Origin of the sequence: Paramicrobacterium chengjingii, assembly GCF_011751765.2 — a bacterium.
Taxonomy (GTDB): Bacteria; Actinomycetota; Actinomycetes; order Actinomycetales; family Microbacteriaceae; genus Paramicrobacterium; species Paramicrobacterium chengjingii.
In genome coordinates, this window is record NZ_CP061169.1 from 2,276,782 (window position 1) to 2,301,188 (window position 24,407).

Genomic DNA, 24,407 nt, shown 5'->3' on the forward strand with positions numbered 1-24,407 from the left:
GACCAGCGGAAGGGCTGAGAAGCCCGACCACGTCCTGTTATCAGCGAAAGGCTCAACCTGTGAACATCAAGCGTTACGGCTTCCCACTTGCCGTGGCAGCAGTCGCGTCACTCCTGCTCACCTCGTGTGCGGCCAATGAGAGTTCGGCATCTGGCACCGATTCCGAGTCCTCTCTCTCCGGCACGCTTGTCGGAGGCGGCGCATCATCTCAGCAGGCGGCCCAAGAGGCATGGGTCGCAGCGTTCCAATCCGAAAACCCTGACGTCACCGTCGAGTACGCCCCTGAAGGCTCCGGTGCCGGTCGCGAAAACTTCATGGTCGGAGCGAGCTCGTTCGCCGGCTCCGACGCCGCGTTCACGGCAGACGAGATCGCCAGCGGCGACTTCGCCTCCTGCAAGCCAGACACCGGCATCATCGAGATCCCTGCCTACATCTCCCCGATCGCGATCGTCTTCAACGTCGACAATGTTGACACTCTCAATCTTGACCCTGCCACGATCGCCGGCATCTTCAAGGGCGACATCGCCAACTGGAACGACGAGGCAATCGCATCCCAGAACCCCGACGCGGATCTCCCTGACCAGGCAATCACGGCAGTGCACAGGTCAGATGAGTCGGGCACAACCGAGAACTTCACCGATTACCTCCACGCAGCCTCCGGGGACGTGTGGGACGCCGAAGCAGGCGAGACCTGGCCCTACGAGGGCGGCGAGGGTGCCCAGGGCACCTCGGGCGTGATCGATGCCGTCAGCAACGGCACCGGAACCATCGGCTACGCTGACGCATCACGTGCCGGAGATCTCGGCACTGTCGCGGTCAAGGTCGGCGACGAGTACGTTCCGTACTCTGCTGAAGCCGCCGCTGCCATCGTCGACGCATCGCCGTTCGCTGAAGGACGCGAAGACGGAGACCTCGCCATTGAGCTCGACCGTTCGACGACCGAGTCAGGTGCCTACCCGATCGTTCTGGTCAGCTATCTGATCGCCTGCAATGAGTATCAGGATGCCGAGGCAGCAGCACTCACCAAGGCATACCTCAACTACGTGATCAGCGAAGACGGGCAGGCTACCTCGCAGGAGGCTGCCGGAACCGCCCCGATCTCGAGCAAGCTCTTCGACGCGGCCTCGGCTGCCGTTGAGGGCATCAAGTAGACCCCATCCGGGTGGCCCGGCGCGCCGATGGAGCGCCGGGCCACTCTGACGCCCACCTCCCACCCGACCCAACAGGACACGACACCGAATGACTTCGTCGACAGCGTCGCTCCCGACACGAAGGCGCACGACCCAGCGCTTGGGCGACCGGATCTTCTCCGGTGCAACGCTCACCGCGGGCACGCTGATTCTCGCCACGCTCGCTGCCGTGGCGGCGTTCTTGCTCGTACAGGGATTTCCGGCTCTCACGGCGAACCCCGATGAGATCTCTCTTTTTGACGGCGGCACCTTCTGGACCTATGTTGCACCGCTCGCCTTCGGAACCGTCTGGGCTGCGTTTCTCGCTCTTTTGATGGCTGTACCCGTATCGGTCGGGATTGCTCTGTTCATCTCGCACTATGCGCCGCGCCGGCTGGCACAGGCCCTCGGCTATGTCGTCGATCTGCTGGCTGCGGTTCCCTCCGTTGTCTTCGGCCTGTGGGGCGCGAACGTTCTGGCTCCGGCCATCCAACCCGTCTACGCCTGGCTCACCGCCAACATGGGGTGGTTTCCGCTCTTCGCTCCGCCTGTCTCTGGAACGGGACGCACGCTTTTGACAGCGTCGATCGTGCTCGCCGTCATGGTGCTGCCTGTCATCACTGCGCTTTGCCGCGAGCTCTTCCTTCAGACACCCGTCCTCCACGAAGAAGCCGCTCTCGCCCTCGGCGCTACGCGGTGGGAGATGATTCGCATGGCGGTCATACCGTTCGGGCGATCGGGAATCATCTCGGCATCGATGCTCGGACTCGGCCGCGCGCTTGGTGAGACGATGGCCGTCGCGATGGTGCTCTCCGCCTCCGGCGGAATCAGCTTCAAGGTGCTCACGTCTGCAAACCCGGGAACGATCGCCGCTAATATCGCTCTGAGCTTCCCCGAGGCGTTCGGCCTCAACGTCGATGCCCTCATCGCCACGGGGCTCCTACTCTTCGCCATCACGCTCGTCATCAACATGATCGCTCGATGGATAATCGCCCGCCGCAAAGACTTCTCGGGAGCGAACTGATGACGCAGACCGCTGTCCCCAACGTCTACGCGAGCGGACGCCTTCCCCGGCCGGCGCCGTGGCTGATTCTCGCTGGTGCCCTTGTTATCTCCTTCATCGCGTTCACGCTTCTCGCTATGGCCGGCGCGACAGACGGTCTCAACATCACCGGGGCCGTCATCGTCGGCGCCCTGCTCTTTGCCGCCCTGCTCTTCGTGTCATCGCTGCTCATCGAGGGGCATCGGCGGGCACAAGATCGCCTGATCACGACACTGGTGAGTGCAGCGTTCCTCGTTGCGCTCGCCCCCTTGATCTCGCTGATTGCCACGGTCATCGTCAACGGCTCTGCGCGGTTTGACGCAACGTTTTTCACATGGTCGATGCGCAACATCGTCGGCGAAGGCGGCGGGTTCCTCCACGCCATTATCGGCACCGTACTCATGACGCTCACCGCAGCCATCATCTCGGTTCCCGTCGGCCTTCTCACGTCGATCTACCTTGTTGAATATGGTCGCGGAGCACTTGCCCGGGCGATCACTTTCCTCGTCGATGTCATGACAGGCATCCCGTCGATCGTCGCTGGTCTCTTCGCCTACGCAGCGTTCGCTCTCATCTTCGGGCCGGGCACAAAGATCGGTCTCGCTGGCGCAATCTCACTGGCGGTCATCATGATTCCCGTTGTCGTGCGCTCCAGCGAAGACATGCTGAAGGTTGTTCCGAACGAACTGCGCGAGGCGGCACTCGCCCTCGGCGTTCCGCGCTGGCTCATGATCCTCAAAGTTGTTTTGCCGACGGCGATCGCGGGAATCACAACCGGCATCATGCTGGCCATCGCCCGCGTCATCGGAGAGACCGCTCCGCTGCTCATCGCCGCGGGGTTCACGAACAACATGAACTACAACCTCCTCGAAGGCCGCATGCAGAGCCTTCCGGTGGCCGTGTACAACTCCTACGTGAGTCAGGGTGTCGACGCCCAGTCCTATCTCGATCGTGCGTGGGCCGGTGCCCTCACGCTCATCCTGATCGTGATGCTCCTCAACATCGTCGCAAGAATGATCGCCCGCTACTTCGCCCCCAAGACGGGCCGCTGACGCAAAGGATAATCGTGTCGAAAAGAATCGAAGTCACAGACCTCAACGTGTACTACAGCGCGTTTCGCGCTGTCGAAGACGTCACTCTCACCATTGAGCCTCGAAGCGTCACTGCTTTCATTGGCCCCTCCGGATGCGGCAAGTCGACATTTCTGCGCACGCTCAACCGAATGCACGAGGTGATCCCTGGCGCCTATGTCGAGGGCGACGTGCTCATCGACGGCAACAACCTATACGCCCCCGGAGTCGACCCGGTCGCAGTGCGCCGTCAGGTGGGCATGGTGTTTCAGCGGCCGAACCCGTTCCCCACGATGTCGATCAAAGAGAACGTCCTCGCGGGCGTCAAGCTCAACAACCAGCGCATCTCGAAATCAGATCAGGATGCTCTCACAGAGAAGGCCCTGCGTGGGGCCAACCTGTGGAACGAAGTGAAGGATCGCCTGGACAAGCCGGGCTCTGGTCTCTCGGGCGGTCAGCAGCAGCGTCTCTGCATCGCCCGGGCAATTGCCGTTGAGCCAGATGTTCTGCTCATGGACGAGCCCTGCTCGGCGCTCGATCCCATCTCGACGCTGGCCATTGAAGACCTCATCGAAGAGATGAAGCAGCAGTACACGATCGTCATCGTGACGCACAATATGCAGCAGGCGTCCCGCGTCTCCGATCGCACGGCGTTCTTCAACATTGCGGGAACCGGCAAGCCCGGAAAGCTCATCGAGTTCGATGACACTAACACCATGTTCACGCAGCCGAGCGTGCAGGCGACAGAGGATTACGTCTCAGGTCGCTTCGGGTAGGTTCGCTCAGAGCTCGATTTCGGCGACGATATCTGATCCGGGTTCTGTGGCATCGGCCGAATCGATTGTGACGATCACGGACTGTGCAGACCCGATATCGCCGGTGAGCATCGCCCACACTTCGGAGCCGTCGTGGGTGACGGAGAGTTCGCCGACCGCAGTGTATTCGCCGGCAGCCTCGTACCAGACGCGATACGTGTCATCGTCGAGCTTTGCAAGCCCTTCGACGATGATGGCGGCGGTATCGACGTTTCGTGACCAGACAACAGTGGCGGTCTCATTGTCTGAAGAGTCAAGAACAACCTGGGTGCGTGTGACGTCGGCCTGGGCGTTCACCTGTGCGAGCTGAAGCGTTTGAGGGAGCTGGTTTCCGTTCTCAATGAGCCCAACAAATCCACTGGCGATAGCGACCGATGCGCACACGGCGACAACGGCGACGATGGCGGCGACGGGGCGCGAGAACGACTTCTTTTCGGCTTTCTTGGCCAGCTTGCGCTGAGCTTTGTGCTCTTCCCAGTTGGTTTCACCCGCCTCGTTCGGCGCGCTCTTCCCCGATTTGGTGGTTGGCGCGTTCGTTGGCTCGATGTGATTCTCGTTGCTCACATTCACCAGCTTCTCATGAGGGGGTGGTTTGGGCAGTGCACGCACCGCGGCGTGCCTGCACCGCACCCGAACAAAATAAGTGACCGGGCCGCTGAACGCCTCTCGGCGGAAGGCCGCTCGAAGCGGCAAATATTGGAGCCCGGGGTTAGCGGCCCGGCCACGCAAAAGTGTAACGCATGGGTGCCGCCAGTATTCCCAGGGGATGTTGCGGTGTTCAGTCGAGCTCGTCGCGCCGCCACAGCCGCGCGGCAGACGCGAGATCTGACGCGTAGGTCGACAATCGGAGTGCCCGCTGGGTGAGGTCGCTTGCGCGTTCCGGCTCGGTGGATTCAAAATCGTCTGCGATGCTCGTGCATCCCGCGGCAGAGACTCGACAGTAGGCAGCCGCCCGGTCGAGGGCTATGGTGAAGTCACCCTCGAAGATGCCGCGGAGGATGCGGTCAGCGAGTGCGATGATCTCGGCTGGGCCTGTCGGCGCGGGAGCGCCGGCGACGACTGGATCGATGGTTCGAAGCACCTCAGATCCCCGTTGGAACACCAGCCCCGTGCCGTGCGGGTCTTCTCGCACCTGCAGGCGCAGGAGGTAGATGCGCCACAGCGACCCGGGAAGACTGCGGCTTGTCGCGTGCGACCACAGTTCGGCGATCGTGTCAATACCATGTTCATCGGTGTATGCCACGACACGTTCAACAATGTCGGGGTCGCCCTCGTCGCGAACACGCGCAAGCAGCGCCCGAGCGGTCTCATGTGCGATCCGGCTGGACTCAGCCGGATCGATTCCGCCCTGGATGTTGTCGAAAACCGACGCGGGGTAACGCGCCGGCTTATGAAAGTCTCGTGGCAAGCAACTCTCCTTGGGTACAAATATGCTCGCTACAACGGTACTCTCGCGCGACACTGCCCCGGTGGTCACATCACCCAGCAAAGACCTGTAGATTAAGTAGGTCGGCGCCTGTAGCTCAGTTGGTAGAGCATCGGACTTTTAATCCGCGGGTCCCGGGTTCGAGCCCCGGCGGGCGCACCACCTCTGACGGACGTCAGGGACGGCGCAACAGCACGACGTTGTCGTCGAGCATCCCGTCTTGTCCATCAGGGCCCGTTGCTCGCCGGTGCCTCACCTCGGCAATCACGGCGTCCCACTCGGTCTCACTACCCACGGCTGCGCGCTCTCCCTCGATTGTCGGCATGTCCTCATGCTCGTGATTGTGTGACCACGGCGGCATCGCCGCATGCGACACGATCAACATGTAGCCACCAGGCCGCACATGCCGACTCATTCGCCGAAGCACTCCCTCACGGTCGAACTCCTGCGGGGCCTGCAGAAAGCACGCAGAGACGAGGTCGAACTCCCCCTCTGGCTCCCAGGTCTCAAGGTCGGCTTGCCGCCAGGTCACTGACGCCACACCGCGGCCTCGCGCCTCGGCATCCGCCCGGCTGAGCGCAACTGTCGAGATATCGACGCCGGTGACCGTCCAACCTCGTGAAGCGAGCCACAGCGAATCGCCGCCTTCGCCGCATCCGAGATCGAGAGCAGTGCCCGGCGACAGTTCGGACACCGTGTCGGCGAGCGCAGCATTGACCTTTCCCGACCACATCCGCTCACGGTCTCCATAGCGAGCATCCCAGTATTCCTGCGTGTTGCCCGTGTTGTCGTGGCTCGCAGCCTCCGGCGTCTCAATCACCTCGAGAAAAGATTCGGGAAGTACGACATTGCTCGGCGCATCCGCGAAAAATGGTGCCACGTCTGCGGCAGAATACCCGGCGATGCCACACCCGACCGGAGTCAGCAAAAACGTCAATTCCGGATGCTGTCGCGCGAACGCCGCGAAGTCAGCGGCCTCCTGGGCAATCACCTCAAGGCCGCTCATGGTGTCGATGCCGTACGACTGGCCCTGCAAGCCGGAACCCTGGCCCCACACGGCTCCGAACTTCTCGTATGCGGTGCGCGCCGCCCCCGCGCCGTGCGCGCCCGACGCATTCGATCCGAAGACGAAGATCTCCCCCGGGCTCAGCGATTCGATGTGCATGTGGCTGCCCTCCCGCATCCGGTTTCGACAAGACTATGCCGACGATCGTTGTGCGTCACGGGCTCTCGCCACTCTCAAAGCAGAGCTCGATAGAGTCAAGTGCTTCTATTCGCTCGTCGAGAGTACCCATGAGCTCATCTTCTTCACGCAGCCGGTCCCCCTTTGCCCGCAATCCCGATGACGGACCGCGTGCCACGTTCGGCCAGCTGCTGCCGTACCTGTTCGAACACAAAGGCCCGTTGACCGCAGCCCTTGTGCTCGGCGTTTTCGGTGCCGCTGCATCGCTTGCGCAGCCACTCCTCGTCAGTCAGGTGATTCAGTTTGTCGAGCGATCGCAGCCGTTGGGCTGGCTTGTCTGGGCGCTGGTGGCACTGGTAATCGTTTCCGCTCTCATCTCGGGTTATCAGCATTACCTGCTGCAGCGCATGGGCGAGGGCGTTGTGCTCTCGAGCCGACGGCGTCTGATCGCGCGGATGCTGCACCTGCCCATCGCGCAGTTCGACGCACGCCGCACGGGCGACCTCGTCTCGCGCGTCGGCAGCGACACGACTTTGCTGCGTGCCGTGCTGACGCAGGGACTTGTTGAGGCAATCGGCGGAAGCGTCACGTTTCTCGGCGCCCTCATTGCCATGCTCATCATCGATCCCGTGCTGCTCGGACTCACGGCGGCCGTGATTGCGGCATCCATCGTTGTTGTCGGTGCTTTGGCCGGGCGCATCCGCGTCGCGAGCGCTCGCACCCAAAAGAAGGTGGGCGATCTCACAGCCGCTCTGGAGCGCGCGATCGGCTCGGTGCGAACGATTCGTGCATCGGGCGCCACGGATCGTGAGATCGAGACCGTGCAGACCGAAGCGGTTGGCGCATGGCGCATGGGCGTCAACGTTGCGAAAGTGTCGGCGCTTGTTGTTCCGGTCGCGGGCGTAGCCATGCAGGCGTCGTTTCTCGTTGTGCTCGGCGTCGGCGGTTTCCGTGTCGCCAACGGCTCCATCACCATCGCCAGCCTCGTGGCGTTCATTTTGTTTCTTTTCATGATGATCATGCCGCTCGGGCAGGCATTCGGGGCGATCAGCGCCACCAACCAGGCACTCGGTGCGCTCGGCCGCATTCACGAGATCGTGTCGCTCGATGCCGAGACCGACAGCGACGCCGACATCGCGGCATCCGTCCCCGAGCCAGGAGTCGCATCGCCGTCTGCACCGGCCATCGCGTTTCAGGGCGTGTCATTCTCCTACCCGGATGCCGTCGCCCGCGCCCACCGCGAATCCGATGGCGCCGATCACACCGACGTCACGCCCGATCAGTCTCCCGGTGCCGTTCTGCGTGATGTGAACTTCGACGTCGAGCGAGGCAAACGCACGGCCCTCGTTGGGCCGAGCGGGGCCGGCAAGTCGACGATCCTCGGGTTGATCGAGCGCTTCTACGACACGACGTCGGGCAGCATCCGTCTGGGCGGAGTCGACATTCGAACCCTCAGCCGTGACGATGTGCGCTCCCGCATCGGCTACGTCGAGCAAGACGCTCCAGTGCTGGCCGGCAGCATCCGAGACAACCTTCTTCTCGCCTCCCCCGACGCGACCGATGCCGACTGCGTCGAAGTGCTTCACTCCGTCAACCTCGGGGATGTGCTCGGCCGCAACCCGCAGGGCCTCGATGCCCCCGTCGGCGAGGACGGCATCATGCTCTCGGGTGGTGAGCGTCAGCGCCTCGCTATCGCACGGTCGATTCTCGCGGCTCCCCCGATTCTGCTGCTCGACGAATCAACATCGAGTCTCGATGGCGTCAACGAGCAGAAGATGCGCACGGCGATCGACGCCGTCGCTGCTGACCGCACGCTTATCGTCATTGCGCACCGACTCTCAACCGTTGTCGACAGCGATCGCATCGTTGTGCTTGATCAGGGTCGCGTCATTGGCACGGGAACGCACTCCGAGCTGGTGCAGGAGGTTCCGCTATACCGCGACCTGGCGAAGCACCAGCTGCTGGTGTAGTGCGTGCTCCGGCATTCTGCCGCCCGGTTTGCATGCAGCCCCTATGGTGCCGTCGCGACCCGTTGCCGTTCATTTCGGCCGCATGAAACCGCCGGACAGCGCACAGATCGTGCGCGCCGCCCACGTCCCACAACGTGCCGGTTGCGGTTCCCGCGTCACCGCGCACCCCCGGTGTTAGAGTGAAAATGTCCGGGTCATAATCCCGATGCTCGAAAAAGGGGCACGAAGCGCAGAGCGCGAGACATATACGGAATCTCAATCGTCCGTTCGTCTCGAAGGAGCACTATGCCCACGGTCTCGGCGCATATCGCCACCACTCTTGCCACCCACGTCACCGACATGTTCGGTGTTATGGGCAACGGCAATGCCTATCTGCTCGACGCTCTCTTCGATACCCCGTTGGCGTACACGGCAGTGCGGCACGAGGCCGGCGCTGTCGCTGCTGCCGATGCCTATTACCGCACCTGCAGCCGCATCGCCGTCGCCACCTGCACCTACGGCCCCGGGTTCACAAACACGATCACGCCGCTCACCGAAGCCGTAATGGCCCGCACACCGCTCGTGCTCGTCACTGGCGCGGCACCGACCACGGGCTTTCGCCCCTGGGACGTCGACCAGGCTGCGCTCTGCCGTGCCGTCGGCGCGCACGTGGTCACTGTCACGCAGGACACCCCGGTTTCCAGCACGCGCGAAGCCCTCGAGTACGCGCTGACGCATCGCACGGCCGTCGTGCTCGAGATTCCCTACGACGTCGGTGGCCTCGAGGCTCAGGATGCTGTCGACAGCGCGAGCGCAGCACTCGCCGTTGCGTCTGCGCAGCCGCCGCGTGCCCGTGCGCTCGACGATGCCGCCGCAGTGCTGCGAAGCGCCCGTCGCCCGCTCGTGCTCGCCGGTCGAGGAGCGTTCCTTTCGGGCGCCGGCGATGCAATGCGTGCACTCGCGGCGCGTCTCGGTGCCATCACGACCTCGACTGCCCTTGGTCGCGGCCAATTCGACGCGCGATACGACCTTGGCGTTGCTGGCGGCTTCGGTCAAGAGAACGCCATGCAGCTCGCGGCGACGGCCGACGTCGTTCTCGTGATCGGCGCCGGCCTCAATCAGTTCACCATGCGCTTCGGCGCGCTCATGGGCGAGAACGCGCGGGTCGTGCAACTCGACATTGCGAGCACACCCACCAACGACCGGGTTGACGTCTTCGTATCTGGCGACGCGCGCGCCTCGGTCGAGGGCCTCAACGCCCGCCTTGACGGCGTCGCTTCCAGCGGATGGCGAGAGTCGATAACGGGGTTCTCCGACGGAACGCTTCGCGCCCGCGAGCCCGGGGGCCGCGCAGCATCCGATGGTCTTCTCGACCCTCGCAGCCTCACGGCGCGCCTCAACCAGATCATTCCCGACGATCGTGTCATGGTCACAGACGGCGGCCACTTTCTCGGCTGGGTGAACCAGTACTTCGACATGGGTGTCCCCGACCGTTATGCCATGGTCGGAACGCCGTTCCAGTCAATCGGGCTCGGCTTTCCCAGTGCGGTCGGCGCCGCAGTTTCTCGCCCAGAATCGTTCACCGTGCTGTGCACGGGCGATGGCGGTGGCCTCATGGCGCTGGCCGACCTCGAATCAGCGGTGCGCACCATGAAGCGCGGCGCCATCATCGTGTACAACGATGCGGCGTACGGTGCCGAAATACATCTTTATGGTCTCGCCGGATTCGACGAGCGACCCATGCTGATATCCGGCGTGGACTTCGCCGGCCTGGCGCGCTCAGTCGGGGCGGATGCCGTCACAGTGAACACGCTCGATGACCTCGACGTCTTCGCACGCTGGGTGGCGTCGGGTGCCGACGGCGTGATGCTGCTCGACTGCCGCATTACGCAGTCGCTACGTGCGCCGTATCAAGAAGAGGTCATCGAGCAGAACAGCGCCCTCTTCGAGCCGACACACGCCTAGGGCGGCTCCTGATACCCACGACCCCGGCGACTCAGTCAAGGATGTGCCGCAGGTACCGCCCTAGCTCAGCGAGGGAGTTCCGCCAGTCTGTGACGATGTCGAGATCGTCCCATTCGACACGCCGGATGCCGTGATCGTATACGATCGATGGAGAGCTATCGACAACGAAGTGGAGCCACCACGTGCTAGAGCACTCCGACATCGTCGCCATCGCCGACGAATTGGCCGAAGCAGAGAGGGCCCGTTCGACGGTCCCCCTCCTGACGGCCCGCCACGAGGGCATGACCATCGAGGATTCCTACGCCGTGCAGAACGTGTGGAAGCAGCGCGAAATCGACGCGGGCCGCCGCCTCGTCGGGCGCAAGATCGGCCTCACCTCGAAGGTGATGCAGCGCGCAACGGGCATCACCGAGCCGGATTACGGCGTGATCTTCGACGACGTGGTCTACGAGAACGGTTCGGTGATCGAGTTCGACCGCTTCTCGAACGTGCGCATCGAAGTCGAGCTGGTATTCGTGCTCGGCGAGACCCTCGAGGGGCCGAACTGCTCGCTTGTCGACGTGCTGCGTGCCACCGAGTACGTGGTGCCCGCTCTCGAGGTGCTGAGCTCCCGCATCGAGATGTCCGGCCGCACGATCGTCGACACCATCTCCGACAATGCGGCGCTGGGTGCCATGGTGCTCGGCGGGCGCCCGGTCGCGGTCGATGCCGTCGACCTGCGCTGGGTGTCGGCGCTGCTCTACCGCAACGAGACGATCGAGGAGTCCGGCGTCGCCGCGGCTGTGCTCAACCACCCGGCATCCGGTGTTGCGTGGCTCGCCAACAAGTTCGCCCGTCACGGCGACCGTCTCGAGGCAGGCGAGATCATTCTCGCCGGATCGTTCACCCGCCCCATGTGGGTGGAACGCGGCGACACAGTGCACGCCGATTACGGGCAGCTCGGAGCCATCACATGCCGATTCGTGTAAACCTGCCGCCCACGTTTCGCGACCGTCTCGCCCAAGCCGACCGCACACTCGTCGGCATGTGGGTGAGCAGCGGGAATGCGCTCAACGCCGAGATCTGCGCGGGCAGCGGCCTCGACTGGCTACTCATCGACGGCGAACACAGCCACAACACACTTGAGCTGATTCTCGCTCAGCTGCAGGCCGTCGCCGCGTACCCGGCCACTCCCCTCGTGCGCGTTCCCGAGTGCAACACCGCGCTGATCAAGCAATATCTCGACATCGGTGCCCAGAACCTCCTCGTGCCCATGGTGAACACCGTTGCAGATGCAGAAAAGGCCGTTGCCGCCGTGCGCTACCCTCCGCATGGTGTGCGCGGAGTCGGCAGCGCTCTTGCGCGGGCTTCACGGTGGAATCGCGTGGATGACTACCTCGCCGCGGCCAACGGTGCGGTGTCTCTGTACGTGCAGATCGAGACGGCGGAAGCCGTGCAGAATGCGCGAGAGATCGCCGCCGTTGACGGCATTGACGGGGTTTTCATCGGCCCAAGCGACCTGGCTGCATCCATGGGGCACCTGGGTGAGCAGGGGCATCCCGAGGTCGTGGATGCCGTCGAGACGACGATTCGCGCCATGACAGAACTCGGAGTCTCCGTCGGCGTCAACGCGTTCGCTCCCGACGCCGCGCGCCGCTACATCGAGCTGGGCGTCACGTTCATTCTCGTCGCTGCCGACGTTTCGCTTCTCGCCCGAGCAAGCGAAGCACTCGCCGACACCTGGCTGCCCTCTGCCGGCGATGCCGCGGAGCGCGCAAGTTACTGACACTCGACTGATGCTCCTGCGCCTGCGCCAGGGTTCGCGTCACCACTTCCCGAAACCTGCCAGATCGTATATCATTTGGAATACGACAGTCCACGATGAGGAGAGACCGTCATGACCCACGAGGTGACAGCACCCAAGATCATCGCCGTGCACCTGAACTATCGTTCGCGTGCCGAGCAGCGGGGCCGCATTCCTGCCCACCCCTCGTACTTCTTCAAGCCGGCATCGTCGCTCAGTGCATCCGGCTCTACGATCGAGCGCCCCACAGGAACCGAGTTGTTGGCATTTGAGGGCGAGATCGCACTCATCGTGGGCACGGACGTGCGCCGCGTCTCCCCCGACGAAGGATGGGCGGCCGTCTCCGGTGTCACTGCAGCAAACGACTTCGGCCTCTATGACTTCCGAGCGGCGGACAAAGGGTCGAACGTGCGCTCAAAGGGAGGCGACGGCTACACACCGCTCAGCTCCGAGGTGATCCCCGCCTCCGCCATCGACCAGGATGCACTCCGTGTGCGCACCTGGGTCAACGGCGTTCTCGCGCAGAACGACACCTCGGCTGGGTTGATCTTCCCCTTCGGTCAGCTCGTCGCCGACCTGTCGCAGATGATGACGTTGCACGCAGGCGACATCATTCTCACGGGCACTCCCGCCGGGTCCTCCGTCGTGCAACCCGGTGACACTGTAGAGGTCGAAGTGGATGCCCCGACGGCGCCGGGTGCTCCGAGCACGGGACGTCTCGTCACCACAGTTGTCGAGGGCCAGGCGCCGTTCACCGACGTCGGCGAGAAGCCTCGGGCAACGGATGCTCAGCGCGAAGCAGCATGGGGCAGCCCCGAGGCCGCCGGCTTCACTCCGGTTCTCACGGACGAGCTCCGCGAAAAACTCGCATCGGTCGGCACAGCCACCATTTCGTCGCAGCTGCGCAAGCGTGGTCTCAACAACGTGTCGATCGACGGCGTCACGACGACACGTCCTGGAGTTCGCATGGTGGGGCGCGCTCGCACTCTGCGTTACATTCCCAACCGGGAAGATCTCTTCGCGAGCCACGGCGGCGGATACAACGCTCAGAAGCGCATCGTCGATTCGCTCGAGAGTGGCGACGTTCTGGTCATGGAAGCTCGCGGCGAATCCGGCACGGGCACTCTCGGCGATGTGATCGCCCTGCGCGCGCAGCAGCTCGGAGCGGCCGGTGTCGTCACAGACGGCGGCGTTCGCGACGTCGCCGAGGTGGCCGGTTTCGACATGCCGACGTTTCACAATGGAGCGCACCCGGCAGTGCTCGGTCGCCGCCATGTTCCGTGGGACACCGACATCACGATCGCGTGCGGAGGCGCCGCTGTGCAGCCGGGAGACATTATCGTCGGGGACGATGACGGCGTCATCGTCATTCCGCCCGCGCTGGCCGCCGAAGTGGCTGATGCCGCTGTCGAGCAGGAGAAGAGCGAAGAGTTCATCGCCGAGATGGTCGCCGCGGGCGAGCGTATTGAAGGACTCTTCCCCATGAACGACGAGTGGAAGGACCGGTATAAGGCATGGCTCTCAAGGCGCTGAACCCCGATGCCGAGCGCACCCCGAGTAAGTCGGAGCGCGCTTATCGGTGGATCCGCTCTCGCATAGAAGACGGCCGTTACGTTCCCGGCTACCGCCTCGTGCTCGGGCAGATCGCCGGCGAGCTCGACATCAGCGTCGTTCCGGTGCGCGAGGCGATCCGACGGCTCGAGGCCGAAGGGCTCGTCACCTTTGAGCGAAATGTCGGTGCTCAGGTAGCCATGATTGACGTGACGGAATACGTGCACACGATGGAGTCTCTCGCGATCGTCGAGGGCGCGGCGACCCGGCTGACGGCTCACCTCATGACACCAGAGCGACTAGCCCAAGCACGCACGATCAACGACGACATGGTGGCAAGTCTCGAAGACTTCAACCCGCACCGTTTTACAGAGCTCAACAAGGAGTTCCACGAGATTCTGTACGACGGCTGCCCCAACCCGCACATTCTCGACCTCGTGCACCGCGGCTGGAATCGCATGCGTGCGCTGCGCGACTCCACATTCAGCTTCGTGCCCGGTCGCGCACGCGAATCCGTTGCCGAGCACGAGAGCATTCTCGCGCTCATCGAATCACGAGCCGAGCCCCTCGACATCGAGTTGGCAGCCCGAAATCACCGTCTGGCGACGCTCGAAGCGTTCCAGTCCTACCAACGGGCGCACACGTCCAAACATTTGTCTTAACGAGAAGGAGGCATACCAATGGGTCATCACGTTCCCGACAACCTGCCAACAAGCATCAAGCACTACATCGGAGGAGCCTTCGTCGACAGCGTCTCCGGCGACACCTTCGACGTTCTGAACCCGGTGACGAACGAGAACTACGTCGCTGCGGCATCCGGCGATAAAGACGACATCGATCGCGCCGTCGCCGCCGCGAAAGATGCATTCGATAACGGTCCGTGGCCGCGCATGCTCCCCCGAGCGCGTGCGCGCGTTTTGAACAAGATCGCGGATGCCGTCGAGGCGCAGGACGCGCGGCTCGCCGAACTCGAGAGCTTCGACTCCGGGCTTCCCATCACGCAGGCCCTCGGACAGGCGCAGCGCGCAGCCGAGAACTTCCGGTTCTTCGCCGACCTGATCGTGGCGCAGGCCGATGACGCCTACAAGGTGCCGGGCCGCCAGATCAACTACGTCAACCGCAAGCCCAAGGGTGTCGCCGGTCTCATCACTCCCTGGAACACGCCGTTCATGCTCGAGAGCTGGAAACTCGCCCCTGCTCTCGCCTCTGGCTGCACCGTTGTGCTGAAGCCGGCCGAGTTTACTCCGCTCTCCGCGAGCCTGTGGGCTGGCATCTTCGAAGAGGCAGGTCTTCCCACCGGCGTGTTCAACCTGGTCAACGGATTCGGTGAGAGCGCTGGAGACGCGCTGGTGAAGCATCCTGATGTTCCACTCATCTCGTTCACGGGCGAAAGCAAAACCGGCGAGATCATCTTTGGCAACTGCGCACCCAACCTCAAGGGAATGTCGATGGAGCTCGGCGGCAAATCGCCGGCCATCGTGTTCGCCGATGCTGACCTGGATGCCGCAATCGATTCGACGCTCTTCGGCGTGTTCTCACTGAACGGCGAACGCTGCACGGCGGGCAGCCGCATTCTCGTCGAACGTTCGATCTATGACGATTTCTGCGAGCGCTATGCGGCCCGCGCGAAGAACATCGTCGTCGGCGATCCCCATGACCCGAAAACCGAGGTTGGGGCGCTCGTGCACCCCGAGCATTACGACAAGGTGATGAGCTACGTCGAGATCGGAAAGACCGAAGGTCGTCTGCTCGCGGGCGGAGGCCGTCCCGAGGGAATCGACCACGGAAACTATGTGGCACCCACTGTGTTTGCCGATGTGATGCCTGGCGCCCGCATCTTTCAGGAAGAGATCTTTGGTCCGGTCGTTGCGATCACCCCGTTCGACTCCGACGAGGAGGCTCTCGAACTCGCGAACGCTGTGCGCTACGGTCTCGCCGCGTACGTGTGGACGCAGAATCTCACGCGCGCCCACACCTTCTCACAGTCTGTTAACGCAGGAATGGTGTGGCTCAACTCGCACAACGTCCGGGACCTGCGCACCCCGTTCGGTGGCGTGAAGGCATCGGGTCTCGGGCACGAGGGCGGCTACCGTTCTATCGACTTCTACACGGACCAGCAGGCAGTGCACATCTCTCTTGGCGAGGTTCACACTGCTCGCTTCGGCGCGTCTGGCGACGCCCGCTGATCGACTCGAATCACACAAGCAAGGAAGCTGACATGCTCGAAACAATCCCACACCCCTCGGCCCCGGCGCCCGACATCCTGCGCTGCGCGTACATGGAGATTGTCGTCACGGATCTCAAGCGTTCACGGGACTTCTACGTCGATGTACTCGGACTCACGGTCACCGAAGAAGATGACACCACCATCTACCTGCGTTCACTCGAGGAGTTCATTCACCACAACCTGGTGCTTCGCACGGGCCCCGTCGCCGCGGTAGCCGCATTCTCATACCGTGTGCGCAGCCCCGAAGACGTTGACCGCGCCGAGGCCTACTACCGAGAGATGGGATGCCGCACGGAGCGCCGTCGGGACGGATTCGTGACGGGAATCGGCGATTCCGTGCGAGTGGAAGACCCGCTCGGTTTTCCGTACGAGTTCTTTTACGAGGCCGATCACGTCGAGCGCCTCGCGTGGAGGTACGATCTGTACACACCGGGCGCACTCGTACGTCTCGACCATTTCAATCAGGTGACGCACAATGTGCCGCGCGGCGTGAAGTACATGGAAGAGCTCGGCTTCCGCGTCACCGAAGACATTCAAGATGACGACGGCGTCGTGTACGCTGCGTGGGTGCGCCGCAAGTCGACCGTGCACGACACTGCTCTCACGGGAGGCGACGGCCCCCGCATGCACCATGTCGCGTTTGCAACGCATGAGAAGCACAACATTCTTTCCATCTGCGACAAGCTCGGCGCTCTGCGGATGTCGGACCACATTGAGCGCGGCCCGGGCCGCCACGGCGTCTCGAATGCGTTCTACCTCTACCTGCGCGACCCTGATGGTCACCGCATCGAGATTTACACGCAGGATTACTACACGGGCGACCCAGACAACCCCCGCGTCACCTGGGACGTCCATGACAATCAGCGTCGCGACTGGTGGGGCAACCCCGTGGTGCCGAGCTGGTACACGGATGCCTCGACGGTGCTCGACCTCGACGGCAACCCGCAACCGCTGGTCGTGCGCGATGAGCCAAGCGAAATGGCTGTAACGGTCGGCGCCGACGGCTTCTCCTATACCCGCAAGGGCGATGAAGAGAAGGGCTTCAAGCTCGGCAATACGCTCTGAGACATCGAACACGGTCAACTGGTGGACAGGAAGCGTCCCCGTGGCACCGGGCGTCGGACCGAATCAATGCATCGTCCGCGCCACGGCTCTCCGCTGAAAACGTACTGCCTGCCAACGGTGCGATCACTGATCGTCGGCGGAGTCGTGGGCAGGGTTCACCCTCGTTCCGTCGCCGAAAGCACAATCTCGCATGACGCTACTCCGAGTGTCACGCACAGCGGAGACCCGTCGGAATCAGGGCAGATTCAGAATCCGATTCCGCCCTCGGGCGCGACGGATACAACGGCGGTGCCAGACCCCAGCACGGTCGATCCGTCCGGCATCGAGAATGTCGCAGTGATCGAGATCGACTCGCCGAGCTCGATTCCATCGGGGCGCGTCCCACCGCCGATCACGGTGTTGTCCGAAACGATGTAGCCAAGCTCCGCGTCCCATGCCTCGTCATTGATCGTGTAGGTTGCACTCACATCAGGGGGCGCTGGCGCATCGGGATCATCGAGGTTTGTCAGAGTGACGCCGATCGCAATGTAATCGGGCTGTCCGGTTCCCGGCATCGGCATGTAGGCCACAAAGTCGCTCACCGCCCAATTCTGGGATGCCGATGCCGCGGCGGCCGGAGTCGCTACCGCCATCGCAATGACGGGCAATGACCAGGCACCTGCCGTAATTACAGTTCGTCTGGTTGGCGTGCGGTCAGTGGACATCCGTCGCATCTTCCATCTGAAGTCGAAAACTCTCGTTTCCAACTTACTCCGACCGATCATTTCTCGTGCGCCGACCGCTGGGAATGCACGGATTGCTCACAGAATGTGCCAAGATGCACAGCAAAACGGGCGGCACACGCACGCCCCACTGGCATGTGCCACCCGTTTCTTTCGCTCCAGGAGCGAGGAGGTGTTCCGGAACCGTCCGGCCAAGGCGCTATTCCGGCCCACCTCCCCACCGCTGGCGGGAATGACCGCGGTGCGCGCACTGTGTCCCCCGGCGCGCACCGCGGTGGTCTTTTACTCCTTGGTCAGGCGGTAGCGCAAAGCCTCAAGCTCAGCGCGTAGCGCCGCCGGCACCTTTGCGCCGAACATCTGGAAGAATTCCTCGGTGAGGTCGGCTTCTTCAAGCCATCCTTCGCGGTTTACAGAGAAGAGCTCCTCAAGGTCGTCGCGTGTAACATCGAGCCCCGAGAGATTGATGTCGTCAAGCTGCGGTAGGCGCCCGATTGGCGTCGTCTCTGCGGAAACCTTGCCGGAGAGTCGGGCAGCGATCCAGTCGAGCACACGCGAGTTCTCGCCGAAGCCTGGCCAGAGGAAGCGGCCGTCGTCGCCCTTGCGGAACCAGTTGACCTGGTAGATGCGTGGGGCACGATCGAAGCGAAGCTTCGATCCGATGGAGAGCCAGTGCGACCAGTGGTCGGCCATGTTGTATCCGCAGAAGGGGCGCATTGCGAACGGGTCGCGGCGCAGCTCTCCGACGGTTCCCTCGGCAGCGGCGGTACGCTCACTCGAGATCGTCGCTCCCATGAACACGCCGTGGCTCCAGTCAGAAGCTTCGACAACCAGAGGCACGTTCGTGGCACGGCGACCGCCGAACAGGATCGCGTCAAGAGGAACACCGCCGTCAGCCTCCCAGTCGGGTGCCATCTGCGGGCACTGCGCCGCAGCGACGGTGAATCGAGAATTGGGGTGCGCAGCTGGGCGGCCGGAATCGGGAGTCCAGTCGTTCCCTTCCCAATCGATGAGGTGATCGGGTGGCGTGTCGGTGAGGCCCTCCCACCACACGTCCCCATCGTCTCTCAGAGCGACGTTCGTGAAGATCGTATTGCCCCAGAGCGTCTCGACGGCTGTGACGTTCGTGGAGTCGCCCGTCCCCGGCGCGACCCCGAAGAAGCCGGCCTCAGGGTTGATCGCCCACAGCCGACCGTCATCGCCTGGGCGCAGCCACGCGATGTCGTCTCCGATCGTTTCGACCTTCCAGCCGGGAATCGTTGGGCGCAACATTGCCAGGTTCGTCTTTCCGCACGCGGACGGGAATGCTGCGGCAACGTGGTAAGCACGTCCGTTCGGGTCAGTGACGCGAATGAGCAACATGTGCTCGGCAAGCCAGCCCTCGTCACGAGCCATGACACTCGCAATGCGCAAGGCAAAGCACTTCTTGCCGAGCAAGGCATTTCCGCCGTATCCGGAACCGTATGACCAGATCTCACGGCTCTCGGGAAACTGCACAATGTATTTTTCGTCGTTGCACGGCCACTCCACGTCCTGCTCGCCCGGCTGCAACGGCGCTCCGACCGAGTGGTAGGCCTTGATCCAGGATGCTCCGTTTGCGATGAGGTTCAGTACCTCGTCGCCCATGCGGGTCATAATGTTCATCGAAACGACGGCGTACGCCGAGTCCGTCACCTGAACGCCGAGTTGTGAAAGCGGCCCGCCCACGGGGCCCATCGAGAACGGAACCACGTACATTGTGCGACCACGCATGCTGCCCGTGAACACGCTGTTGAGCGTCTCGCGCATCTCGGTCGGCTCGGCCCAGTTGTTGGTGGGACCGGCATCCTCTTCTGCCTCACTGGCAATGAAGGTGCGTGCCTCGACGCGCGCCACGTCGGATGGGGTCGAACGTGCGAGGTAGCTGTTGGGACGCCATTCGGGGTTCAGCTTGATGAGCTTGCCTTCAGCAACCATCTGCTTGGTCAGGCGGTCGAACTCTCCGCGGGAGCCATCGCACCACACGACGTCATCGGGTTGTGTCAGCTCGGCGACCTCGGCGACCCAGGTACGCAGCTCGTCAAGGCCACTCAGGCCTTCTCGCTGATACGACGTGAAATTGACGGTGCTACCGTCTTCCGTCGTTTCACTCTCATTGATCCGTTGTCCGATGAGTTCTGCGAGTGACATTTACGCCTCCGTGCGGTGTCAAGATCATGTCCTATCTCCACTTTGGGGCATGGTTTCGGCTTATGCTGTCGAACTTGCGTGTCAAGAAATGCAATTCTTACGATACTGTTGAATCATGGCCACTTCGAGCGATCTCGCTACCCTCGGGCACCGCGTCCGCCACTTTCGCACGCAAGCCGGGCTCACCCTCGATGCACTGGGCTCAGCCGTGAGCGTCACAGGCAGTCAGCTCTCGCTCATCGAGAACGGCAAACGCGAACCCAAGCTGTCGCTGCTCACGGCAATCGCCGATGCTGTGAATGTTCCCCTGACAGATCTGCTGACGCGTGAACCACCGTCACGCAGAGCTGCCCTCGAACTCGAGCTGCTCGACGCTCAGGCAGGGCCGCTCTATTCGACGCTCGGCTTGCCGACGGTGAAACCGAACCGGGGCGTGAGCGATGACATGCTCGAGTCAATTGTGGGACTACACCGTGAGCTGCAGCGGCGGGCGACAGAGGCAATCGCAACGCCAGAAGAAGCCAGACGGGCGAACACCGAGCTTCGGGCAATGATGCGCGCACAAGACAACTACCTTCCCGAGATCGAAAAGGTTGCCGAAGAGCGAGTGACTGCGGCAGGGCATTCCACGGGCGCGCTCACCCACCGCACTGTCGGCATCATGGCGGAGCAACTCGGCTTCGAACTGCTCTATGTGAACGACCTGCCGAATTCTGCTCGTTCGATCACCGATCTGGAGAACGGCCGTATCTACCTCCCTCCCGCGTCAATTCCCGGCGGTCACGGGCTCCGCTCCATGGCGCTGCAGGCGATGGCGCATCGACTGCTGGGACACACAGTGCCCACGAGCTACGCTCAATTTCTGAAACAGCGTCTCGAAATCAACTACTTCGCCGCCTGCTGCCTCATGCCGCAGACGAAGGCCGTCTCCTTTCTCGGCGAAGCCAAGAAGAACCGCAACCTCGCGGTAGAAGACTTTCGCGATGCGTTCGGTGTGACCCACGAGGCGGCAGGTCTTCGTCTCACTAACCTGGCCACATCGCAGCTCGACATGAAACTGCATTTTCTGCGGGTCACCGACGAAGGGATGCTGCAAAAGGGCTACGAGAACGACGGCATCCCTCTTCCCAGCGATGTCACGGGCTCGATCGAGGGACAACGCGTCTGCCGCAAGTGGAGCGCCCGTTCGGCTTTCACCCGCCGCAACCGCACGACGGAGCAGTACCAGTTCACAGACACTCCGGTGGGAACGTTCTGGTGCTCGACGCAGACGGGATCGACGACGGCAGGTGAGTATTCGATCTCGGTTGGCGTGCCGTTTGATGATGCGAAGTGGTTTCGCGGACGCGAGACGCAACGCCGTGTGGAGTCCCAGTGCCCAGACGAGTCGTGCTGCCAGCGTCCCTCGGACGAACTCGCAGAGAAGTGGCGTGACAAATCGTGGCCGAGCGCGCGATTGCACACACAGGTGCTCGCGCCGCTTCCCTCTGGACGGTTCCCCGGTGTCGATGACAACGAGGTATATAACTTTCTCGATCGTCACGCGATGAGTGAGTGATATGTGAGTCGGCCACGTCTGCGCTGAGAGCCCTTAGCGAAAGCGGCGACCTTCGTCGCGGCGATAGAGCATCAGCGCGAGCGCGCCTGTGACAACAAGCCAGGCGATCAGCCCGAGCCAGGTCCACGGTTCGAGCGCTCCGCCCTGCACGGCCCAGATGACCAATTCGCGTGCTTGACGAGATGGGAAGAACCGCGAGAGAGTGTTCAGCCAGTCAGCGAACATCACGGGCGGAAGAAACAGTCCGCCGGCAAACGCGAATCCGAACATCACGATCTGCACCACGGCGATCGCGGCCTTGGACGGCATCGCGTAGCCGACGGCAACGCCGATCATCATGAACGGAAGGGATGACAGCGCCAGTGCGATAAAGCCGAGAACAATTCCGCCAATTGTTGCTTCCGCTGCTGTGAAGATCGCACCGATCAGAAGCACGGGCAGTATAGCCACCATGCCCATGAGCCCTATCGAGAAGACGTACGAGAGCACGCGCGCCACTCCGGGTACGGGAAGGGTGCGCACGTAGGGATCCCACGGCTTCTCACGATCCTCAGAGATAGAGATTCCGAAGGCGAACAAGGAGTTCGCCATCACGGCGAAGACGCTCATCGAGACGACCGCCTGCGTAGCGAAGAGCGGATTCTGCGCTACATACGGCTGGGGCACGACGAAGAACAACAGTCCCAGAGCGGGAAATGCCATCGATCCGATGACAGCGATGGGAATGCGAAAGGTCTCGATCAGCGCATACTTAGCGTGCACGCCGGCGAGGCGAAGTGTGGTGTTCGACATGGCGATCTCCTTAAACCAACGTCTTCTCGGTGAGCGACAGGAATGCCTCTTCGAGGGTGGCCCCGCGCAGAGACAGATTTGAGAACGGGATGTTTCTGCGAACGATGTCCGCGACGAGCTCATCGCCATCCGACACGAAGAAGGTGTGCGTCCCGTCACCTTCTTCCCGGTGATGACGAACGCCGTCGAGTGTCGAAATGACATCAGGCTGCGGAGTCGACATACGCAGCATCCGGCCCTGCACCTGGCTCAGAATCGCGTCAAGGTTGTCATCGGCGATGACGTGGCCCCCGTCGACGACGATTACACGCTGTGCGAGAGCCTCGATCTCGTCGATGTAGTGACTCGTAACGACGACTGTCGCTCCGCGTTCGTGCTGACGGCGAACGGCTTCCCAGAGCGTGCGCCGCGCATCGACGTCGAGCCCCGTCGTCGGCTCATCGAGGAGCACGAGCATCGGGCTGCCGACGAAAGCGAGGGCGACGGAGAGCCGACGCTTTTGCCCGCCCGAGAGCGCTCCCGCTTGTTTGCCGAGCATGTCGGAGAGCCCGAATTCTGCGGCTATCTCATCGACAGCCACCGGGTCCTCGAAGTGCCGTGAGACGAAGCGGATGATCTCGCCGACGCGCAGCGCCTGCGGAAGCGCGGTCTCCTGTGGTGTGCAGCCGAGCTTCTGGCGAGCTCGATAGTCGCTGGGGTCTCCGCCGAGAAGCGTCACTCGCCCACTCGTCGGGCGTCGAAGTCCTTGCAGCAGGGAAAGCAGCGTCGTCTTTCCCGCACCATTGGGCCCAAGCAGTCCTACGATGCGGCCAGAGTCGATATTCAACGACACATCGTCGAGTGCCGTCACGTCACCGAACGTGCGCGTCACGTTTTCAAAACTAGCGAGTGCGGTCATGCTGTGCCTCCAAGTAGGCTTCTGAGCGATTCGGTGTAGTCCTCGAATCGACGTCGTCCGAGGGTGGTCAAGGCGATGTAGGTGACCGGCGATCGCCCCTCGATCGCTTTCTCGACAGTGACGTACTCCGCGTCCTCGAGCTTTCGAAGGTGCGTCGAGAGGTTGCCGGCTGTCATGGCGAGGATCTGCTGGAGTCGAGGAAATGTGATGGCCTCCTCTTTACCGAGCGTCGCCAGCGCCGATGTGATGCGCAGCCGGGCCTGCGCGTGAATGACGGGATCGAGGTCAGCCATGATTCCCGCCCGTGACCCGGCGCTTGAGGCCGGCGTTGTAAGCGGCGATCGCTACGGCGAACCCGATGAACACGAGGCCCCCGCTCATGGCGAGAAAGAGATAGTTGCCCGGAGTGCCGAAGAACGGTGCGACAGCTGCGATGATCACGAGCCACACGCCGACCGCCAGTGCCGACTTCATTTTCCAGACCGCGGCGGATACCGCCATCATGAAGCCTGTCATGAGCACAAATCCGGAGGAGAAGTAGAACTCCGTCGTTGTGTCGCTCATCCCTTGCGACAGCAGCGCCATACCGAATAACCAGAAGCCGATCATCGTCAGCGGCCACGTGGATCCGTAGGCTGCGGCAACGAACGCGTCGGCTTTCGTCGTTCTCACTCCTCGACCAGAGCGAACTCCGGAGACGACAGACACGACCACGGCAATGCTCACGACGACGCCGAGAACGATGTACCCGGAGGTCTTCGGGATCGAAAATGCCGGTTTCAAACCGTCGACGAGCCAGACGGCACCGAACCCGATCGTCCACGCGATTCCCCAGATCGCCGAGACCTTCCACGCAATGCTCGAGAACTGTGACTCAACACTCTTCTGCTGGTCATTCAGCAGTCGCAGCATCTCGGCGGGGTCAAGTGCCTCGTCGCGAGGTTCCTCATGTGCGTTGTCATTCATAGCTACTTTGTAACACAAAGTACTTTGTCAATGCAATAGCTTTGTGAAAAGTCAGCACTC

22 protein-coding genes and 1 tRNA gene are annotated in these 24,407 nt (G+C 62.7%); 14 read left to right on the top strand and 9 right to left on the bottom strand.

Annotation, left to right across the window (positions count from 1 at the left end; genetic code table 11):
- The first annotated feature begins 59 nt into the window (after positions 1–59).
- The 4 genes from HCR76_RS11105 to pstB all read left to right on the top strand — a co-directional run bounded on the left by HCR76_RS11105 (position 60) and on the right by pstB (position 4,057).
- Positions 60–1,151 (top strand): phosphate ABC transporter substrate-binding protein PstS, encoded by a 1,092-nt coding sequence (locus tag HCR76_RS11105; protein ID WP_166992046.1) that lies wholly within the window; start codon positions 60–62, stop codon positions 1,149–1,151.
- 88 nt (positions 1,152–1,239) lie between these two features.
- Positions 1,240–2,193 (top strand): phosphate ABC transporter permease subunit PstC, encoded by a 954-nt coding sequence (gene pstC, locus HCR76_RS11110; RefSeq protein ID WP_166992043.1) that lies wholly within the window; start codon positions 1,240–1,242, stop codon positions 2,191–2,193.
- Positions 2,193–3,263 (top strand): phosphate ABC transporter permease PstA, encoded by a 1,071-nt coding sequence (pstA, locus tag HCR76_RS11115; protein ID WP_166992041.1) that lies wholly within the window; start codon positions 2,193–2,195, stop codon positions 3,261–3,263. Before pstC ends, pstA begins: the two co-directional genes overlap by 1 nt.
- Before the next feature lie 14 nt (positions 3,264–3,277).
- Positions 3,278–4,057, top strand: a complete 780-nt coding sequence (gene pstB, locus HCR76_RS11120; protein ID WP_166992038.1) for a phosphate ABC transporter ATP-binding protein PstB — start codon at positions 3,278–3,280, stop codon at positions 4,055–4,057.
- A gap of 6 nt (positions 4,058–4,063) precedes the next feature.
- Here pstB and HCR76_RS11125 read toward each other — a convergent pair whose 3' ends face one another.
- Both HCR76_RS11125 and HCR76_RS11130 read right to left on the bottom strand, forming a co-directional pair.
- Positions 4,064–4,660 (bottom strand): anti-sigma factor domain-containing protein, encoded by a 597-nt coding sequence (locus HCR76_RS11125; protein ID WP_166992035.1) that lies wholly within the window; start codon positions 4,658–4,660, stop codon positions 4,064–4,066.
- Between the two features lie 214 nt (positions 4,661–4,874).
- Positions 4,875–5,504, bottom strand: coding sequence for a DNA-directed RNA polymerase subunit beta (locus HCR76_RS11130; RefSeq protein WP_166992032.1), 630 nt, complete (start codon positions 5,502–5,504; stop codon positions 4,875–4,877).
- A 104-nt stretch (positions 5,505–5,608) separates the two neighbouring features.
- Here HCR76_RS11130 and HCR76_RS11135 point away from each other — a divergent pair.
- Positions 5,609–5,684, top strand: a tRNA-Lys gene (locus HCR76_RS11135).
- A 13-nt stretch (positions 5,685–5,697) separates the two neighbouring features.
- Here HCR76_RS11135 and HCR76_RS17580 read toward each other — a convergent pair.
- Positions 5,698–6,687, bottom strand: a complete 990-nt coding sequence (locus HCR76_RS17580; protein WP_244971377.1) for an A1S_2505 family phage non-structural protein — start codon at positions 6,685–6,687, stop codon at positions 5,698–5,700.
- 128 nt (positions 6,688–6,815) lie between these two features.
- Between HCR76_RS17580 and HCR76_RS11145 the strand changes: the two genes are divergently transcribed.
- The 8 genes from HCR76_RS11145 (at position 6,816) to hpaD (ending at position 17,245) form a co-directional block, all read left to right on the top strand.
- The gene (locus HCR76_RS11145) at positions 6,816–8,675 is read left to right on the top strand and encodes an ABC transporter ATP-binding protein (protein WP_166992029.1); all 1,860 of its coding nucleotides are present in this window, start codon (positions 6,816–6,818) and stop codon (positions 8,673–8,675) included.
- Between the two features lie 285 nt (positions 8,676–8,960).
- On the top strand, positions 8,961–10,619 hold the full coding sequence (locus tag HCR76_RS11150) for a thiamine pyrophosphate-binding protein (RefSeq protein ID WP_166992026.1): 1,659 nt from the start codon (positions 8,961–8,963) through the stop codon (positions 10,617–10,619).
- A 182-nt stretch (positions 10,620–10,801) separates the two neighbouring features.
- A complete protein-coding gene (gene hpaH, locus HCR76_RS11155) occupies positions 10,802–11,587 on the top strand; it encodes a 2-oxo-hept-4-ene-1,7-dioate hydratase (protein WP_166992024.1) in 786 nt (261 codons plus the stop codon).
- Entirely contained in the window at positions 11,572–12,384 is an 813-nt protein-coding gene (locus tag HCR76_RS11160) for an HpcH/HpaI aldolase family protein (RefSeq protein WP_166992021.1), read from the top strand. Before hpaH ends, HCR76_RS11160 begins: the two co-directional genes overlap by 16 nt.
- Before the next feature lie 111 nt (positions 12,385–12,495).
- Positions 12,496–13,935 carry a fumarylacetoacetate hydrolase family protein gene (locus HCR76_RS11165; RefSeq protein WP_166992018.1) on the top strand — a complete coding sequence of 480 codons (1,440 nt, stop codon included), beginning with the start codon at positions 12,496–12,498 and terminating at the stop codon, positions 13,933–13,935.
- Positions 13,917–14,615, top strand: coding sequence for a GntR family transcriptional regulator (locus HCR76_RS11170; protein WP_166992015.1), 699 nt, complete (start codon positions 13,917–13,919; stop codon positions 14,613–14,615). Before HCR76_RS11165 ends, HCR76_RS11170 begins: the two co-directional genes overlap by 19 nt.
- Before the next feature lie 18 nt (positions 14,616–14,633).
- A complete protein-coding gene (hpaE, locus tag HCR76_RS11175) occupies positions 14,634–16,139 on the top strand; it encodes a 5-carboxymethyl-2-hydroxymuconate semialdehyde dehydrogenase (RefSeq protein WP_166992012.1) in 1,506 nt (501 codons plus the stop codon).
- 32 nt (positions 16,140–16,171) lie between these two features.
- On the top strand, positions 16,172–17,245 hold the full coding sequence (hpaD, locus tag HCR76_RS11180; RefSeq protein ID WP_166992009.1) for a 3,4-dihydroxyphenylacetate 2,3-dioxygenase: 1,074 nt from the start codon (positions 16,172–16,174) through the stop codon (positions 17,243–17,245).
- Between the two features lie 245 nt (positions 17,246–17,490).
- Here hpaD and HCR76_RS11185 read toward each other — a convergent pair whose 3' ends face one another.
- On the bottom strand, positions 17,491–17,949 hold the full coding sequence (locus HCR76_RS11185; protein WP_166992005.1) for a hypothetical protein: 459 nt from the start codon (positions 17,947–17,949) through the stop codon (positions 17,491–17,493).
- Between the two features lie 300 nt (positions 17,950–18,249).
- Positions 18,250–20,133, bottom strand: coding sequence for a phosphoenolpyruvate carboxykinase (GTP) (locus HCR76_RS11190; RefSeq protein WP_166992002.1), 1,884 nt, complete (start codon positions 20,131–20,133; stop codon positions 18,250–18,252).
- A gap of 115 nt (positions 20,134–20,248) precedes the next feature.
- On the opposite strand from HCR76_RS11190, the gene HCR76_RS11195 reads away from it, so the two are divergent.
- Positions 20,249–21,691 carry a helix-turn-helix transcriptional regulator gene (locus HCR76_RS11195; RefSeq protein WP_166991999.1) on the top strand — a complete coding sequence of 481 codons (1,443 nt, stop codon included), beginning with the start codon at positions 20,249–20,251 and terminating at the stop codon, positions 21,689–21,691.
- Positions 21,692–21,724: 33 nt separating this feature from the next.
- Here HCR76_RS11195 and HCR76_RS11200 read toward each other — a convergent pair whose 3' ends face one another.
- The 4 genes from HCR76_RS11200 to HCR76_RS11215 are packed head-to-tail and all read right to left on the bottom strand — an operon-like array spanning position 21,725 to position 24,347.
- A complete protein-coding gene (locus HCR76_RS11200) occupies positions 21,725–22,483 on the bottom strand; it encodes an ABC transporter permease (RefSeq protein WP_166991996.1) in 759 nt (252 codons plus the stop codon).
- 10 nt (positions 22,484–22,493) lie between these two features.
- A complete protein-coding gene (locus HCR76_RS11205) occupies positions 22,494–23,381 on the bottom strand; it encodes an ABC transporter ATP-binding protein (RefSeq protein ID WP_166991993.1) in 888 nt (295 codons plus the stop codon).
- Positions 23,378–23,674 carry a transcriptional regulator gene (locus tag HCR76_RS11210; protein ID WP_166991991.1) on the bottom strand — a complete coding sequence of 99 codons (297 nt, stop codon included), beginning with the start codon at positions 23,672–23,674 and terminating at the stop codon, positions 23,378–23,380. Before HCR76_RS11210 ends, HCR76_RS11205 begins: the two co-directional genes overlap by 4 nt.
- Positions 23,667–24,347, bottom strand: a complete 681-nt coding sequence (locus tag HCR76_RS11215) for a hypothetical protein (protein ID WP_166991988.1) — start codon at positions 24,345–24,347, stop codon at positions 23,667–23,669. Before HCR76_RS11215 ends, HCR76_RS11210 begins: the two co-directional genes overlap by 8 nt.
- Positions 24,348–24,407 lie beyond the last annotated feature (60 nt).